The 17,863-nt window shown below is 38.4% G+C and carries 13 protein-coding genes; 7 read left to right on the top strand and 6 right to left on the bottom strand.

Annotation, left to right across the window (positions count from 1 at the left end; all coding sequences use genetic code 11):
- The 3 genes from BTR25_RS16350 to BTR25_RS16360 all read right to left on the bottom strand — a co-directional run.
- Window positions 1-201, bottom strand: a 201-nt coding sequence (locus BTR25_RS16350) for an HTH domain-containing protein (protein ID WP_083652427.1), incomplete at its 3' end; no start/stop codon positions are given.
- 128 nt (window positions 202-329) lie between these two features.
- On the bottom strand, window positions 330-704 hold the full coding sequence (locus BTR25_RS16355) for a rhodanese-like domain-containing protein (RefSeq protein ID WP_075689116.1): 375 nt from the start codon (window positions 702-704) through the stop codon (window positions 330-332).
- A 440-nt stretch (window positions 705-1,144) separates the two neighbouring features.
- Window positions 1,145-1,888: an IclR family transcriptional regulator gene (locus BTR25_RS16360; protein ID WP_075689117.1), complete on the bottom strand. Its 744-nt coding sequence runs from the start codon at window positions 1,886-1,888 to the stop codon at window positions 1,145-1,147.
- Between the two features lie 176 nt (window positions 1,889-2,064).
- Between BTR25_RS16360 and BTR25_RS16365 the strand changes: the two genes are divergently transcribed.
- From BTR25_RS16365 to BTR25_RS16380, 4 genes are all read left to right on the top strand, one after another.
- Window positions 2,065-2,919, top strand: coding sequence for a dimethylarginine dimethylaminohydrolase family protein (locus tag BTR25_RS16365; protein ID WP_483295264.1), 855 nt, complete (start codon window positions 2,065-2,067; stop codon window positions 2,917-2,919).
- Window positions 2,920-2,936: 17 nt separating this feature from the next.
- Window positions 2,937-3,698, top strand: a complete 762-nt coding sequence (locus tag BTR25_RS16370; protein WP_083652429.1) for a dimethylarginine dimethylaminohydrolase family protein — start codon at window positions 2,937-2,939, stop codon at window positions 3,696-3,698.
- Window positions 3,699-3,746: 48 nt separating this feature from the next.
- Window positions 3,747-5,156: an amino acid permease gene (locus BTR25_RS16375; protein WP_075689119.1), complete on the top strand. Its 1,410-nt coding sequence runs from the start codon at window positions 3,747-3,749 to the stop codon at window positions 5,154-5,156.
- A 126-nt stretch (window positions 5,157-5,282) separates the two neighbouring features.
- Window positions 5,283-6,908 carry a M20/M25/M40 family metallo-hydrolase gene (locus BTR25_RS16380; protein ID WP_075689120.1) on the top strand — a complete coding sequence of 542 codons (1,626 nt, stop codon included), beginning with the start codon at window positions 5,283-5,285 and terminating at the stop codon, window positions 6,906-6,908.
- Window positions 6,909-7,020: 112 nt separating this feature from the next.
- Here BTR25_RS16380 and BTR25_RS16385 read toward each other — a convergent pair whose 3' ends face one another.
- The 3 genes from BTR25_RS16385 to BTR25_RS16395 form a co-directional block, all read right to left on the bottom strand.
- The gene (locus BTR25_RS16385) at window positions 7,021-10,614 is read right to left on the bottom strand and encodes an endo-1,4-beta-xylanase (protein WP_139311266.1); all 3,594 of its coding nucleotides are present in this window, start codon (window positions 10,612-10,614) and stop codon (window positions 7,021-7,023) included.
- A 205-nt stretch (window positions 10,615-10,819) separates the two neighbouring features.
- Window positions 10,820-11,806 carry a glycoside hydrolase family 43 protein gene (locus BTR25_RS16390; protein WP_075689122.1) on the bottom strand — a complete coding sequence of 329 codons (987 nt, stop codon included), beginning with the start codon at window positions 11,804-11,806 and terminating at the stop codon, window positions 10,820-10,822.
- A gap of 177 nt (window positions 11,807-11,983) precedes the next feature.
- Complete coding sequence (locus tag BTR25_RS16395; RefSeq protein ID WP_075689123.1) at window positions 11,984-12,598, bottom strand: YesL family protein; 615 nt, start codon at window positions 12,596-12,598, stop codon at window positions 11,984-11,986.
- A gap of 587 nt (window positions 12,599-13,185) precedes the next feature.
- Between BTR25_RS16395 and BTR25_RS16400 the strand changes: the two genes are divergently transcribed.
- From BTR25_RS16400 to BTR25_RS16410, 3 genes are all read left to right on the top strand, one after another.
- A complete protein-coding gene (locus BTR25_RS16400; RefSeq protein ID WP_075689124.1) occupies window positions 13,186-14,343 on the top strand; it encodes a family 8 glycosyl hydrolase in 1,158 nt (385 codons plus the stop codon).
- A gap of 126 nt (window positions 14,344-14,469) precedes the next feature.
- Window positions 14,470-16,080 carry a response regulator transcription factor gene (locus BTR25_RS16405; protein ID WP_075689125.1) on the top strand — a complete coding sequence of 537 codons (1,611 nt, stop codon included), beginning with the start codon at window positions 14,470-14,472 and terminating at the stop codon, window positions 16,078-16,080.
- Window positions 16,067-17,857 (top strand): sensor histidine kinase, encoded by a 1,791-nt coding sequence (locus BTR25_RS16410; protein WP_075689126.1) that lies wholly within the window; start codon window positions 16,067-16,069, stop codon window positions 17,855-17,857. The genes BTR25_RS16405 and BTR25_RS16410 overlap by 14 nt, the downstream gene beginning before the upstream one ends.
- The last annotated feature ends 6 nt before the right edge of the window (window positions 17,858-17,863 follow it).

Here is a 17,863-nt window from a genome sequence, read left to right on the forward strand (position 1 = left end):
TACTCTGTCAATTCCTAGAACATCAATATCAAATCCACATTCCTCAAATATCTGTCTAGGTAATTTTCCCTTTTCATTTTCTGAAATAAAAATATTCTTAAATTCATCGGTGTAAGTAACCCCCTTTGGACTAACTGACTTAACATAAGGGTTATTTGAAAGTAACTTAATCTCTTTCTCTGCTAATACTTTTTTACTCATTTCTGCTGTTCCCCAATCCCCATTTTTCTTAATTATACAAAAAAGTACCCGGTAGGTAGACTTTTTTATAAGTGTCTACACTATCGGGTACATTTTAGATGTGATGGGTTCTTTTTATATACCGCAAACTAGTTTTCAATTTCATATCCCCAGTTATTCATTCCGCCTGTCATGTTGTAAATATTTGTGAAACTATTACTTGTTAAAATTTCACTGGCTTGAGCAGAACGATTTCCGCTGCGGCACACCACTAAATATGTCTCTTCTTTATCCAATTCATTCAATCTACTTTCTAATTCATCTAATGGGACCAATATCGCATTAGGTATATGTCCCTGCTGATACTCTTCAGTGGTTCTTACATCTAACACCACTACTTCATCCTTTTCAATTTGTTGCTTTGCCTCTTCTGTAGATACATTCCTATATCCTTCGATAATAGCCCCACATGCAGAAAGAATGACAACTAAAAATATGATTAAAAATTGCATTGATCGTTTCATAATAGATACTCCTCACATAAGTTGGTTGCTACTATTATACCTTATGGGGTAAATATATAATGACTATAAATGTGAATAAATATGAAATTCTAGATGGTGAATTCTGTTTTTTATGATCCTTTTTTATTTCTAATAAAACGGCGTGGAGATTACTCTAACGGGTTTACTTTCGGAGTGTAAAAATTAATAATAGGAAAATAACTGATTTGTTCTCATTTCTTTTAGCCACTTAATTTGCTGAAATTTTAAGAAGCAAGGGATGATGACCATTTTTCGTGCTATGTAGTTTGGTTTAGGTCTTCATAACCTGGATGAAGACCTTTTTTCTTGCTATGCAGTTTGGTTTAGGTCTTCATAACCCGGATGAAGACCTTTTTTCTAGCTATGCAGCCTGGTTTTGGCCTTCGTAACTTGGATGAAAGACCATTGTTTGTGCCATGTTATAATTTACTTCCGAGTTTTGCAGATATACGCAGGCTAGTTTGAATTACTTTTTCGATTAATATCTGCTCTTTTGCATCTGTTCGGTTGAAGGTTACGTAACCGATGCTTACTGCTCCTATTAGTTCGTTGGAGTGATTAAAAATCGGTGCTGCTACAGAGGAGGTGCCTTCGGTTTTTTCCCCATGGCTTTCCCCATAACCTTTAAGACGCATATTATTTAGCAACTGCAGGAAGGACTCTACCTCTTCTTTTGGTACTAAGGCTTTGACGATTTTTAATGCTTCGTCCTTATGCATATGTGCGAGCATGACCTTATTGGCAGCCCCTATATTCATTGGAATTCGGATTCCTAACTGGTCATAAATCCTTATAGGGTTATGAGGACAATCGATTCTTTCAATAATGATTGCTTCTAAGCCCGAGCCAATAGGTTTACTGAAATAAACACTTTCTTCCACCTCATGCATTAATTTCTCCATTTCTGGACGAACCAGCCCGACAAAATCAAAGGTATCGTACATCTTCAAGCCATATTCCAACCAGCTATATCCCATTGAATAGAGTTTTAGATTTGGATCCTGCTGAGCTAATCCGTGCTTAATCATGGACTGTAAAAGACGATGCATGGTACTAACAGGCAGGTCACATTCCTTCGATAAATCTGTAATCGAGAACCACTTTTTTGCATCGCTTCCAGCTAGAACATGAATTACTTGCATGGCCCGGTCAATTGTTTGCATTTTATACAACCCCAATCATCCTTGTTTTTATTTAATGGAAAAAATATTTATTCAGTAAATTCAAAATATATTGACATGCATTTCTACCTCTTATAATATCATATTATAAAGTTTCCAACATGAGAAAAGACTTTCCACTATACGGAAAAAGGAGGATGAGGAAGTTGTTATCATCCATGCATAAAAAACTCCAAAAGGTGATTTTGAAACATCCAAGGGATGCCTTTATCAGTCAGGAGCACTTAAGAGACCATTATGAAAGATTCAACTACATCAACGAACCAGATTACATAAGTGCCCAAGCGGAATTTGAACAATTTCTTACGATTATAAAAGAGCATGTGACTGAAATTGAATTTTTACCAGTATCAGAAACGGTTGGATTAGATTCGCTCTATGCCCATGACCCAGTTAAGTTCACAAAGAAAGGGGCTATTATTTTAAAATCGGGCAAGAAATTGCGTCAGCCTGAAGCAGATGTATATAGGCAATTTTTACAGGAAAAGAACATCCCGATCGTAGGAGAACTTACAGGAGATGCGGTTGCCGATGGGGGAGACCTCGTCTGGCTTGATGATCGTACGCTATTGGTTGGACGAGGGTATCGGACGAATGATGAAGCTATCCGGCAAATTAAAAAAATAACAGCTGAAATGGTACAAGAGTTTATTGTTGTACCATTACCGCATGACCGGGGGGAAGAGGAATGCCTTCATCTAATGTCTTTCATTAGTATCGTCGATGAAAATCTAGCAGTGGTCCATTCTAGACTGATGCCTGTATTCCTGCGCCAGTACCTCATCCAACGTGGTTTTGAATTGATTGAGGTACCTGATGAAGAGTATCACAAGCTGGGCTGCAATGTTCTTGCCTTAGCACCACGAGTTTGCGTAATGGTTTCGGGTAATCCGTTCACAAAGGAACAATTACTGAAAGCTGGTGCAACTGTTTACGAGTATGAAGGAAATGAAATCTCTTATTTAGGAACGGGGGGACCGACATGTCTTACATGTCCAGTAGTGAGAGGATAAAGAAGGAGGAAGGAATCATGTTTAAAAATACGATTGTAAAAATACCTAGTGAGAGTTATGTCAATGGCTTAACTACGTCAGATTTAGGAGTACCTATTCTTGAAAAAACAGTGGAACAGCATCAGGAATATATAGAGGCGTTAAAAAAATGTGGGACAGAAGTTAAGATTCTTTCTAGTAATCTACAATATCCTGATTCCACTTTTGTGGAAGATACAGCGGTTCTGACTCCGAGGTTTGCTGTCATCTCCAATCCAGGAGCACTCTCGCGTAACGGTGAGATCCATGAAATAGAACCTGTTATTAAGTCTTTCTATGAAACTATTTATACTATCCAATCTCCAGGAACACTTGAAGGGGGAGATATCTTGCAGATTGAAGATCATTTTTATATTGGTATTTCTGCGCGAACAAACCTTGACGGTGCAGAGCAGTTAAAGCAAATTTTAGAATCGGAAGGTTATAAAGGTACCATTATCCCTCTGGAGAAATTCTTTCATTTAAAAACTGGCATCAGTTACCTTGGAAACCAAACGGTTGTAGTAGCAGGGGAATTTATTGATCATCCCGAGTTTACTAGCTATCAAAAAATCGTTGTACCACCGGAAGAGGAATACGCAGCAAATTGTATTCGTATAAACGATTATGTCATCATCCCAGCCGGTTATCCTCTAACAAAGCAAAAAATTAACGAGGCAGGCTATCAGACAATTGAGCTGGAAATGTCAGAATTCCGTAAGCAGGATGGCGGTTTAAGCTGCTTGTCACTGCGATTTTAATAGATAAAGGGGTAAAAGGGGTAGCTACATTAAGAGGGTGGGGGAGCTATGGAAAATGTTAATCAAGAGGGGCAGCAAAATCAGTTAAATCGATCAATGAAACGGCGTCATTTATTTATGCTTTCATTAGGGGGAGTCATTGGTACAGGGTTGTTCTTAAATGCTGGTTATACGATTAATCAGTCGGGAGCAGGCGGTGCATTAATAGGCTATATGTTTGGCGGCCTTATTTTGTACCTCGTCATGGTCTGTCTAGGTGAACTTGCTGTCTATATGCCTGTAACAGGTTCCTTTCAGACATATGCTAGTAAATTCATAAGTCCATCTGCGGGATTTTCTTTAGGATGGATGTATTTTATCGGGTCGGCTACTACGGCGGGAGTGGAGTTTACGGCAGCCGGTATCTTGATGCAGAGATGGTTCCCTGATATCTCTGTCTGGATCTGGTGTGCAATCTTTATCCTGCTGTTATTTGGTCTTAATGCCTTAACTACAAGAGGTTTCGCTGAAACAGAATATTGGTTTGCAGGAATTAAGGTAATAGCTGTAATCTTCTTTATTATTATTGGTGCGGGTGCTATTTTTGGACTGATTCCTCTTGATGACCGACCCGCTCCATTACTAAATAACCTTGCTCCATCTGGTTTATTCCCAGCCGGAATTGCCATTCTGTTTGTGACAATGATGAATGTTATTTTCTCCTATCAAGGTTCAGAATTAATTGGGATTGCAGCCGGAGAGAGTGAAGAGCCATCTAAGAATATTCCTCGTGCGATTCGAAACGTATTGTTTAGAATCATTATCTTTTATCTTGCCTCCATTATTATCTTATCAGCCATTTTTCCAGCCGAAGAACTCGGTTTACTGGAAAGCCCATTCGTTACGTTAATGGATTTGGCTGGTATTCCATTTGCACCTGATATTATGAATTTTGTCATACTAACGGCCATATTATCAGTAGGGAACTCTTGTATTTATGCATCAACCCGCCTTCTCTGGGCGATGTCTCATGAAGGAATGGCGCCGAAACGGTTTGCTAAGCTTTCAAAACGCAAAGTTCCATTTGCAGCCCTTGTGTTTACTATGGTTTTCTCGCTATTATCACTACTTACAAGTGTGATTGCAGCAGATACAGTATTCGTTCTCTTGATGTCTGTTGCTGGAATATCTGTGACCATATCCTGGATTGGAATAGCTCTCTCCCAATTCATGTTTAGAAGAAAATACCTGCAAGGTGGTGGAAAAGTAGAGGACCTTCAATATAAGGTACCTTTCTATCCCTTAATCCCATTAGTATGTATTGTATTCTGCGTATCGATCCTAATCTTCCTGGCATTCGATCCAACCCAGTTGATCGGACTCCTCATCGGAATAGGATTCCTTGTAGTTTGCTATCTATCATACTATATTAAAAACAGGCAAACCAAAGCAAACTCAGAAACGAATATAAAAGGATAAAAACGGGAAGATTTAGGGGGACATTTGGGGCGCAATTTTTGGTGACAGGCACCGCTCGTGGACAGTGTCCACCTCAGGCGGACACTTTAGTAGGGGAAATTGGAATGGCAAAGGGGTATTGAATAGATGGAACAGCTTAGGTGGGGAACGCCGGATCAACTGCGGAGATTATTGTGTGAACTGGTGAGTTGGCGAAGTATGACTTTAACGGAGGGTGAGCGGACGTTTCCTAGTAAAGTGCAGGCTAAACTGCAGGAACTGCATTATTTTCAGAAGAATCCCGACTATTTGGGTCTTCATGAAGCTGACTTGGGGCGGCGGTTCTTAACAGGATTATATAAGTGTGAAGCAAAGTCAAAGGAAACGATTGTTTTACTAAGTCATTTTGATACGGTGAATACGGAAGAATATGGTGACCTTGAAGAATATGCATATCACCCAGAAGAATTGACGAAATACCTTTTAAAACGAATTGATGAGCTGCATGGGGATGCACAAAATGATCTCACGTCTGGTGAATATTTATTTGGACGGGGCACAATGGACATGAAGATGGGACTTGCGATGCACATGAGTTTATTGGAAAAAGCAACAGTTGAGAAATGGCCAATCAATCTTCTCTTGCTAACAGTTCCTGATGAAGAGGTAAATTCCTCAGGGATGCGGGCTGCCGTAACTAAATTACTGGAATTAAAAGAAAAGCATGAACTCAGCTATAAACTTTTCCTTAATGGAGAACCGGTATTTACCCAGGAACCCGGTGATCGAAGTTTTTATATTTATTCTGGTTCAATAGGGAAAATCATGCCGTCAGCCCTTTTTTATGGCAAGGAAACCCATGTAGGCGAACCCTTAAGTGGGATAACAGCACCGTATATTGCTTCGTTTTTGACCCAGCGGATGGAGTGGAACTTTAGTCTGCAGGAAAAAGAAATGGGGGAGGCCACACCGCTTCCGGTTACGTTACAGCAAAAAGATTTAAAAGTGGAATACTCTGTTCAAACGCCCTATCGGTCCTCGGCCCTGTATAATGTGTTTTTAATGAAACGAAATGCTGAAGAAATTATCGGGATTTTTGAAAAAGTTGCCATTGATGCAGCTAGTGCCTGCAATCAGGCATACAAAGAGGTCTGTTTGAAACAGTCTGCTGAGCCAGTAGGAGAGGTTCGCGTTTTACGATATGATGATTTACAAACATATGCAATCCGTAAATTTGGAGAGACGTATGTGGAGGAAATTAAGGCTGAAGTCCAAGAAAATACTAACTGGGATGACCGTGAAAAAGCATTGCGGATTGCGGACAGTCTGATGATTGAATGTCAGGAGCTTGCACCGGCCATTGTCTTACTTTTTGCCCCTCCTTATTATCCAGCAGTCAATTCTTCAGACGATGATCTGATAAAAACATGTGTACAATATATTAGGGAAAAAGGAATGGAAAAATATAATTTACCGGTAAAACAGGTTCATTATTTTAATGGAATTAGCGACTTAAGCTATGTTAATTATCAGGATGAAGAGGAAGGGTGGACTGCCTTTAAAGCGAATACCCCGGTTTGGGGAAGCAGTTACACAATTCCCTTTGATGCGATGAAACAGCTCCGAGCACCTGTACTAAATGTAGGTCCCTTCGGAAAGGATGCCCATAAAAGAACAGAGCGTCTTCACATGAAAAGTGCTTTTGAAGAGGTCCCGTCCCTAGTTGAGGACATGATTAAAATGATTGCTATAAGCTCGACCCAATGTATTTAAAGGGAGCATTTTCCTGACAAGAAGGCACCTGCTAACTTTTGGCTATCCCTATTAATAAAATGATAAGAAGAGACTGATTATTGAATCAGTCTCTTCTTAGTTAGGATTTTTGCTATACTTTTCYTCTAGTAATCTTTAACCATATCGTTCCGGTTAGCAACATAATAATACCTGCTAGTAAAAAGTTGTATATACTTGTAGCGGTATTAGGGAGTTCATGTTTGATTCCTCCTGGTTTTGTTGCATCAGGCTTTTCTGGTTTCTCAGGCTTTTCTGGCTTCTCTGGTTTCTCAGGTTTTTCTGGTTGCCCAGGATTTTCAGGTTTTTCTGGTTCTGAATCCTGTGAGTTTACAAGCGTTAGTTCGCCAAACACAGATGTATCCTGATACCCAAGACCAGTCATATCGTTCCATGTTGCGGCACTTTGACGTGCACCGTCTTTACCGTCATTAATCTGAACGTCAAAACCGATTTTTGTATTGCTTTCTGGTGAAATTGTTTTTAACGGGATCTTCACTTCTACTGTATATCCATTACCTGATACATGTGTAGCAGATTCAAAACCTTCTGCGATACTTTGAGGATTGAAGGAAGTCTCGTTGTCAAAGTTTACTCGATATTGACCGTCTCCATCTTCATAGGAAGATGTCTTTGCATTGTTCTCGTCCACAAAGATTTCGATTGAATCCTGTTCCCATGGATTTGGACTTGATTTGTCAAGCTGTGAATCACTTACCTGTATCAAAACATATAGATTTTCTTTATCCCATAGGACCTTAGATACTCCGTTTGCTCCCTGCCAAGCCATCTGATAGCGGTTAACTTGTATTTCTGGTGCTTCGCTCCAAACATCATCTACTGTTCCATCGATAGCAGGTTTACCGAAAACAGCGGTTCCTTGATTCACTTCTTTCTCATTAGGTTCATTTTCTGCTATAAATTTATCCGGGTCGATTACAGCAAAGTATGCTGGTTTTGCTTGCAAGTCCTTATCGAACAACAATGGACTTTGGGCGGCTCTCCAGCTCGTCGCGTCATTCAAGCCCCAGAATGTTACACGAGCGATGTGCTCAGCGTGCTCTTTATAAATCTTAAACAATTGTGCGTATAAATAACCTTGTGCAATTGCTTCCTGATCGGTAAGTACATTATTGGTTCCGGCTGTTATGTCAAGCTCGGTTACACTTATTTCTACACCTAAGGAAATAAACTTCTCTAGGGAAAGTCTTACATTTTCTGGGTTGGTGTTTTTATTATAGTGCGCCTGCATGCCGATTCCGTCGATGAGGAGTTCCCCGTTATGATTTGCTGCATACTTCGCATTGATTGCTTTAACCATCTGGTAAATGGCTTCTGCTTTGCTCTGATTATCATCATTGTAATCATTGTAATAAAGCTTGATATCCCAGCCTTTTTCATCGAGAACCTCTTTTGCTGCTAGGAAGGCCTGCTCCACGAAGTCTGGTCCAATGGATTTGTACCAACCGGATTGTCGCAGTGATGCTTTCCAATCCGCTGGGTTTGGCGAGTTATCTATGATTGCTTCGTTGACAACGTCCCAAGAAATAACTTTATCACCAAAATGCCCGACAACTGTTTTAACGTGATTCCTCAAATTATTGAGAGCAACTTCTCGACTTAAAGGCTGACCGTTATTATCAGTATGCAGTGCTTCATTTGACTGTTGATGCCAAACGAGAACGTGACCATGCATCTTAAGTCCCTGTGCTAAAACTTTCTCGACAAGTTCATCCTCAGCCGTAAAATCAAATTCTCCTGCATCGTTATATGCGTAACTTGGTTTCATTGCGTTCTCTGCTGAGACAACATTGTGATGCATGTTAAGAAGCTTTAGTCTGTCTCCCTCTAAGTCTGATGTTGAGATAGCGTTTCCAATTAAGAAATCGTCTTTATAAACCTCTTTTATCGGTGTTAAATCCTGGACTTCAATCGTCCCCGAACCGGTAGGCTCAAAAGTGATATCATCAATATAAAAGGATGCAGTATTGTTATTTGAGCTTTCCACATAAATGGTCAAAAACTCATTGCCTAAACTGCTGTAACGGTAAGTTCCCTCGAATTGAACCCAGCCGTCTTCGGTGCTGACTGTCTTTCCTTGAAGGTTGTTATAACTAGCGCCGTCACCATTACCAACCTGTGTAGACAGCTGAAGCTGTGATGTTTCCGGTGAAATAAGCTTGACCCACGCCGAAATTTTATATTCCTTACCCTTGTCAACATATTGCTCGACTCGCAATGCTGGCCCATGCCAAGTATTTGATCTGTTTTCAACTTTTAAAGCGTAGGAGCCTGCCTCAGTATGATTCGTTTCAGTGGTTACTGTCAGCGTTTCAGTACTTGCTCGGCCTTCGAATCCACCTGTTGTTTGATCTTCAAAATCAATTGTTGTGAATGCTAATGCAGGTGGTCTTTGTTCCTCTGGTTCCTCGTCACCGCCGCCAGAAGTTACCTTCTCTGTGATCAGGATATCTCCGAGATAGAAGGGAACCGTTTTCCCGGCATCATTTGATTGAATCCGTAGGGCTCTGTCTTTGCTTGTATCAACAGTATACTGACCTGTTACTGTGAAGGCTTGTCCTGCCTTATAATCTGCAGCTGCATACAAGCCATTATAGCTGTCAACATTCTGAAGCAAAGCTTGTGCACCTGCAGGAACACTCACACTAGCATCAACATAACCAGTGACTGTAATTGTATAGGTTTTGCCGTTGCCCATCCCGACATTGCTGATTGGGATATCAACACCGTCCCAGTTGTTCGTTCTTCCGCTTACTTGAATTGATTTACCGTCAGCATTGCCTTCAAAAGCGAGATCAGTAACAGGCTTCAATTGTGCGCTGCCCGCTGGTGTGGCAACACCTACACCACTTTCAAAGGTTTCGTGGTACACTGTTTTTGTAGATGTTTGATCACCAGGTGCTGGTGCAGGTCCGCCAACCCAGGAAGCGATTTCATTTAGAGTCGTAGCCATCATGACATAGTGTCGACCCATTGCGTAATTCCCAGCATTAGGGTATCCCACTTTAAATGCATACTTGATGCCGTTCTCTTGGTTTGCAGCTTCTGCGTTTGCATTATAAGCGCCATATGGGTATGCCATAAGAACCGGGTCTTCATTTGTAATAGATTTTAGGTATACATTTGCTGCTGCAATCTCTTCAGAGGCTTGATTCTTCGTTATATTACTGTTCCAAACCAAGGTTTGTTCGTGCGTTTTGGAATGATTTTGCAGACTGACAGTAGGTTCATTTGTTAGACTTTGCAATTGTTCTTTTGACATGCTATACCCCTTGCCAATCCAATCACTAACAACAAACAGAACAGAGTTCATGTTATATTGCTTTAATGCTGGAAGAGCGTGGGTAATGAAGTCAGGAGTAGCATCATCAAAAGTTAATAGAATTGGATTTGCAGGAGCTGCTTCAATTCCATCCATGATGTTCACATATTGTTCTGCGGACAATGTGTTATAACCATTATCATAAAGATACTTTAAGGTCTGTTTAAACTTTTCAACGCTGGTATCCGTCCATTCATTGGAAGGGTTTTCAACGATTCGATGGTAAAGAAGAACTGGAATATCTTCATTTGTTTCCGCTTCTGCAACTTGAGTAATCCAGCCTGACGGGATTATCAAAAAGGCTACAAGAAGTAATGACATAAATCTTTTTAAATTTCTACTCATTTTCTGCATTCCCCCATAAAGGATATTATTATAACGGGTAAAGCCTTTCAAAAAAGAACCAACCTCCTCTCATTCTATAATTCTAGCTTGGTAGTGAAATCATTGAACCTTAAAAACTAAAGATAATATTTAAGAAACTAAATGTGCTATCTAGTCACTGATAAAGAAAAGGCTAGCCTCAACTTGAGGCCAGCCTTCGACTTTATTATTTATCTCCATAGGGGTCTATCGTTTGAATGGTTCCGTCTTCGTTATATTTTAGTTCAGTATATTTTACAGAGCGCTTATGGTCCACACCGCCTGATAACGAGCAATCATGATAGAACAGATACCATTTATCATTAAATTCGACAATCGAATGGTGTGTAGTCCAGCCGCTTACTGGGGTAAGGATCGTCCCTTTAAATACAAATGGTCCCTGGGGATTTTCACTAACAGCATAAACAATTTTATGAGTTGTACCGGTAGAGTAGGAGAGATAGTAAAGACCATTGTATTTATGAACCCATGGACCTTCGAAATATCTTCGGTCTTCGTCACCCGCAAGAATCGGTTTGCCGTTTTCATCCACAATAGAGATTTCCTGCGGATCGCTTTTTAACGTCAGCATATCGTCACTTAATTCCGCTACTCTTGGACCTATAGCAGGTGCTGTAGCTGCTGGAGCTTCGGCATCTGGAATATATGTTCCTGTTTGCCATTTTTCCAACTGTCCTCCCCAAAGCCCGCCAAAATAAACATACGCTTTTTCATCTTCATCTACTAAAACAGCTGGATCAATGCTGAAGCTTCCCGGTATGTAATTCGCTTCTGGTGTAAAAGGTCCTGCAGGATTAGGGCTAGTTGCCACACCAATTCTGAAAATCCCATCTTTATCACGTGCCGGGAAGAATAAATAATACGTGTTGTTTTTATAAGCAGCATCGGGTGCCCATAGCTGCTTGCTTGCCCAAGGGATATCTCTTAAATGGAGAGCCTCGCCATGGTCCACACATGGAGCGAAACAATCGTCCATGGATAATATATGGTAATCTTCCATCTTGTATTGGTCTCCGTTATCATTTGAAGGTTCATTATGATCAAGGTCATGGGACGGATAAATATAAAGCTTCCCTTCAAAAACATGTGCGGAGGGGTCTGCAGTAAAAATATGCGTTACTAAAGGTTCATTAGGCTTTGAAGTTTTCATCATAATAACTCCCTTTTATAGTTTAGATAATTACGAATTTATTATAACTGAATAAGGTAACTTTGTATATCAGTACAACTAAGTTTTGTTGAATAACTTATGATACACCAAAAAACAACCCCGCTTCCTTTAATAGCGAGGGTTAATCGATTAAATTTGGCATATAGAAAGGAAGCACAGCTATAGCGCTTGTGCTTCCTTTCTTTTCTTTTCTATTTTATTAAATGCTAGATAACAGGAAGCCATAATGATTCCTGCCGAAATACTGCCGCCAAAGAATATGAACAGTGCCGGTAAAAACCTCATCACAACAAAGGCAGCGACAAAACCGATCAGCATCATAATATTTGCCATAGGATTGACCATCATGATGAAGAAGGCATTTTTAAACAATTGTAAAAACGGAACATTATAGTGAACGTATACGGGAAAGAGATACAAACTGGTCATAATCACTGTGAAAATCAATAGGTATATCGGAATTTGGAAACTAGGATTAATTTTTATATAGTTTAAATCAACATAAATAATAACAGCAATTAAAGCAATGACGAATCCTATTCCGTTACTTCTGAGAAAATCTTGTTTATAGGTAAGCCAAAAGGTTTGGAACACAGGGATATCGCTATCACCCATAATCCATTTCCGAATTACCGAAAACATTGCCACGGTTGCAGGACTAATTCCAAACAAAACTAGTCCAAGGAGTGAGAAGCCTATCCATAATATATTTACATAGGCGAACCTTGTGATCCATTCGGTAATGGTATAGAGACTGTTCATTTTCGTATTCATGAATATTTCTCCTTTGTATTTTACACTTACACAGACATCAATTTATATAAGTATAGTCTATTGTACCTTTATTGAAAATACCAATTTTTTGATAGTTTTAAATAGTAGGAACGAAATCATACATATATGATATAGTAAAACGTCAAATGCAACTAAATGGAAGCTGGCCATTATAACTCGCTCCAGTTGATTTTCGTCCATTCGAGAAAACAGCTTTTTAAAAATACTTTGTTTATCCGATAGACAATTGAATTATCTGTAGTTATAATAAAATAAAGGAAGTCCATTCGAATATAAGGGTATGAAGAAGTTTGTCGAAATATCTGTAAGCGTTGCCAAAAAAATAAATATAATGTGCTGGCAGTTTTTTATACCAGCGCATTTTACATATTTAATCCAGTCATAGTAGCTTGGAATCTTGTCGTGAATAAAGGTAATAGGTTTGTAAAAAGGTTGAATTTGAACTTCCTATTTACAGTACTGAGGTTTTTGTTAACCGGCAGACAGTTGATGAAGATCATGATGAAACTGCTACTTATATTGGAATAGAAGATAGCTTAATACCATCTTATTAATTGGAGGGGACTATGATGTCGAGGCTAGTGGAAAAGCAGGAAGGTTCTTTTTATACGGGTCAATACCGTAATCTATTTAAAGAGATTGGCAAAACAGATGAAGAAATTTCAAAAAGAATTCAGCAAAATTGGGACGAGTTATTCAATGGGGATGAGGATACAAGAATCTACTATCCAGTAGGTGACGATATGGGGTACATGCTAGATACCGGAAACCTGGATGTTCGGACTGAGGGCATGTCATATGGAATGATGATGGCTGTGCAAATGGACAACAAAGATGTCTTTGACCGCTTGTGGATGTGGACAATGAAGTATATGTATATGTCTAGCGGAGAAAATAAAGGCTACTTTGCTTGGTCCTGTAACACTGACGGTTCTAAACGAGCATACGGTCCTGCTCCAGATGGGGAAGAGTTTTTTGCAATGGCATTGTTCTTTGCCGCACATCGCTGGGGTGATGAGGCTGCTCCATTTAATTATAGCGTTCAAGCAAAAGAATTGCTCCAAACCTGCATTCATAAAGGTGAAAATGGAGACGGTTATCCAATGTGGAATCCGAAGAATAAACTTATTAAATTCATTCCTAATTGTGAGTTTTCCGATCCATCCTATCATTTGCCACACTTCTATGAACTATTTGCACTATGGGCTTACGAAGAGGATCGGCCGTTTTGGAAGGAAGCAGCAGCGGCCAGCAGGGAATATTTAAAAATTGCCTGTCATCCAGTAACCGGCTTGGCGCCTGAGTATGCTTATTATGATGGAACACCAAACAATGAAAGAGGCTATGGTCATTTCTTCAGTGACTCCTACCGCGTTGCAGCGAATATTGGTCTTGATTATGAGTGGTTCAGAGTAGATGAATGGGAGCGGGAGGAAGCAAATAAGATACAAGCCTTTTTTACGGATAAAGATCCTAGTGACTATCGCAGATACACCATTTCTGGTGAACCGTTTGAAGAGAAATCGCTTCATCCAGTCGGCTTGCTTGCAACCAACGCTATGGCCTCTTTAGCGGCAGATGAGACATCAGGTATAAAATGGGTTGAACTGTTGTGGAATACCCCCGTTAGAACGGGAATTAGAAGATACTACGATAACTGTTTATACTTTTTTAGTATATTAGCATTAAGCGGTGCCTATAAAATCTGGATGCCTAAAGAATAGTTTAATATAATTGAAAGGCCCGCAAGGTAATATTCTGTGGGCCTTCTCTATAAATGTGGGCATTTTTTATTGTTTAATGTAAGCGTTTTTATTGGATGAATCCATTGGGAACAGGGGAGGACGGAAATGAACAAAGTAATATTAGTAGACGATGAAATGTATTTCCGGAAAGGATTAAGAAATCTAATAAATTGGGAAGAATGCGGATTTAAGGTAGTAGGAGAAGCTGCTAATGGAGAAGATGCATTAAAGATGATCCATGATGTAAGACCTGATCTAATCATTACAGATATCCGTATGCCTGTACTTGATGGAATTGGCCTCATTAGACAAGCGATAGAAAAAGGGGCAGTTCAGTCTAAATTTATCATCATTAGCGGACATAGTGATTTTAAATATGCACAACAAGCATTGAGATATGGTGTTCATGATTTTGTTTTAAAGCCAATCGACCAAGATGAAATTGAGCTAACACTTAAGTTGCTTTCTAAGACACTAGACGAACAAAAAAAGCTTCATGAACAAATGCAGGAAGAACAGGCTAAAAAAATGTTTAATCAGCTTCTATTAGGAAAGATCGAAAAGAGTGATGATTCCATTGATCTTTTAAATCTCCTTTCTCTGGGAAAACCTAAAGAGTTTTTTTACATATTAATTGAATTAAATGGGATACCTGATGAATCTAACATAGATAATGTGGAAAGGGTAACACAGGTCAAACTTACATTAAAGGATGTTATTTACGATATTTGCAATAAAGAAGAAAGAATATGGTTCCAAGAAATATCGCCTAATTCGATTGGGGGTTTAATTACTTCTAACCACTTAGCCAGATTTCAAATGAATCTTAGGAAATTTATCAATTGGGTAAATCATGAACTTACTAAGAGGATTACTGAGAATCTTACGATTTATGTCGGTGAAGCGGTCCCAAGTCTAACTTCGTTGAAAGATTCCTATAGTTCCGTAGATGAGGCACAACAGCATAAATATGCAAATAACGAAAATGGAATCATTTTCTTTGAAGACATTATCAATAAACCAATTACTTCAGCAGAGCTAGATGATTCAGTTATTCAATTACTAATTGAAAAAATTGAAGAGGATTCAACTGCGTCGGTTCTTATTATTTTAGAGGAACTGTTGAATTCTCTGGTCACAAATAAACTAACTAAAAATGCAGTAATTTCTTCTCTTACTAGTTTTGTACATTCTATTCTAAGAATAATTAAGAAAATGGGAGGAGACCCTTCAAGTTTACAAACCTCTAAGATCGTTTATACCTTATCTAATTACAACTTGACTCTAGTTCAATTAAAGGGTCTAATATTTGGTTTTGTAGTAGAGTGTAAAGAGGAATTAGCCAATTTAAGAAAGCAGACTGCTCATGGCGAAGCCCACAAGATCAAACAATATATTGACCTGCATTACCATGAAAACATTAGTTTAAAAACGATTGCTTCTAAGTTTTTTATGAACCCAGTGTATTTAGGACAATTGTTTAAGAAAAGCTATGGAATCTACTTTAAGGACTATTTACTACAAGTAAGAATTAATGAGGCGAAAAAGCAGCTTCGCCAATCGGAAAAAAGAATTTATGAAATTGCAGAAAGCATAGGGTTTAATAATACGGATTATTTTGTGACAATTTTTGGTAAGTTAGAAAATATCACGCCATCTGAGTATCGGAATAATTTAATCAGCGAAAGAAAAGGGATTAAAAATGAGCAAGCCTAAGTGGAGTTTTCATAATATTCAATTAAAAAATAAAATGCTGATCATGTACTTTTTTGCTGTATTTATTCCAATTGTACTAACAAATGTAATCTTTTATATTGTTACAATTGAGAATGTAAAGAAACAGCAAATGCAAGATTCTAAGTTAGCTCTGCAGCAGATTAATAGAGAATTTAAAACCATTATCGACGAAGCGGTAGGCATTTCCTCCTCGTTATATACAAACTTAAATTTAAACCTATTTTTAGAAAAGGATTATACTTCAGATATAGAATATATTGAAAAACATAATAGTTTTCTTAGGAATTTTAATCAGTCTAGACCCATTAACCCATCTATAAACTCCATTCGCTTTTTTACGGATAACCCCACTATTATTTATTCAGGCGGGGTTTATTCAATTGGCAGCCTAGAACATGAATTAAAACACTTCAAGGATATCCTAAAGAATAGTAATGGCTCACAAATTTTGATTGATACGCCTTCTAATCAGAATTTTGAAACCTTTAGCATTATCCGGAATTTAGATTATTTTTACAATGATAAACAAAAGTTCGTAAAGGTTGAAATCAATCCGGCAGCAATAGAAGATATTTTTACCAACGTGACGTTTAAAGGAGAAGTATATTTACTTAATGAAAAAGGGGAGATTGAGTATACTACCAATCCCTCCATAAAACAGCTGGAAAAGCCAATCGATTTCAATCAAATAGAAAAAGAGAATAAACTGGTAACCATCTCTTCGAGTCTTAATAATGGCTCTTATTTAAGTGACTGGTCCGTTGTTGGAACGATATATGAAGAAACCATGCTTAAAACGGTTAATAAATCTAAGCTCTTTATCATCTTGCTGGCCCTTATAAATTTTTTAGCCCCTACTATCATTATCGTCATTATTTCTAGATCATTTTTGACTCGGTTACAAAGGGTGTTACGCAATGTAAAGCGGATGAAAAACCAGGACTTCGAGTTAATCCATGATCAGGAGTATCAAGATGAAATTGGTCAATTAACAAGTGAATTCAATCGGATGACCAAAAAAATTAAGGATTTAATTAATGATGTCTTATTAGTTAATATTCAAAAAAAGGATTTAGAAATAAAACGCAACCGTGCACAGTTAAGTGCGCTGCAAAGCCAAATCAACCCTCATTTTTTGTTTAATGCCTTAGAAACGATTAGAATGAGAAGCTTAATGAAGGATGAAATAGAAACAGCAAAAATCATCCATAACATGGCTAAAATATTTCGAAACTCTCTTACTTGGGGAAAGGACTTCGTTCCTATTAGGGATGAAATAAATCTCATAACTAGCTTTTTGGAGATTCAAAAATATCGATTTGGAGATAAATTAGATTACGAGATTATGGTGGGTAAAGACGCTGAAGAATGTATGATTCCAAATATGGCACTCTTACCGTTTATTGAAAATGCCAGCATTCATGGGATTGAACCATTAAAGGAATGTGGGAAAATCACCGTATCTATCTCTTTACATGCTGGTACCATAACCTGCGTTATGAAGGATAATGGTCCTGGAATATCAGAAGAAAAGCGAAAGAAAATAGTATCATCTCTAGAAAATGAGGAAGATATAAGGGAGAATGTTGGCATTAAAAATGTTTATTACCGTTTAAAACTATACTATCATGATCAGTTTTATTTTAATATTGATAGTCAGCTAGATTATGGTACAACCATTACGATTCAATTGCCATCCCAATTAGACAGTTCAATCACTAGTAATTCGGATAAAAATCTTTACTTTATTAAGTAACACCTA

The sequence above is a fragment of the Bacillus sp. MRMR6 genome (assembly GCF_001940785.1).
In the GTDB taxonomy this organism is placed as follows: domain Bacteria; phylum Bacillota; class Bacilli; order Bacillales; family Cytobacillaceae; genus Neobacillus.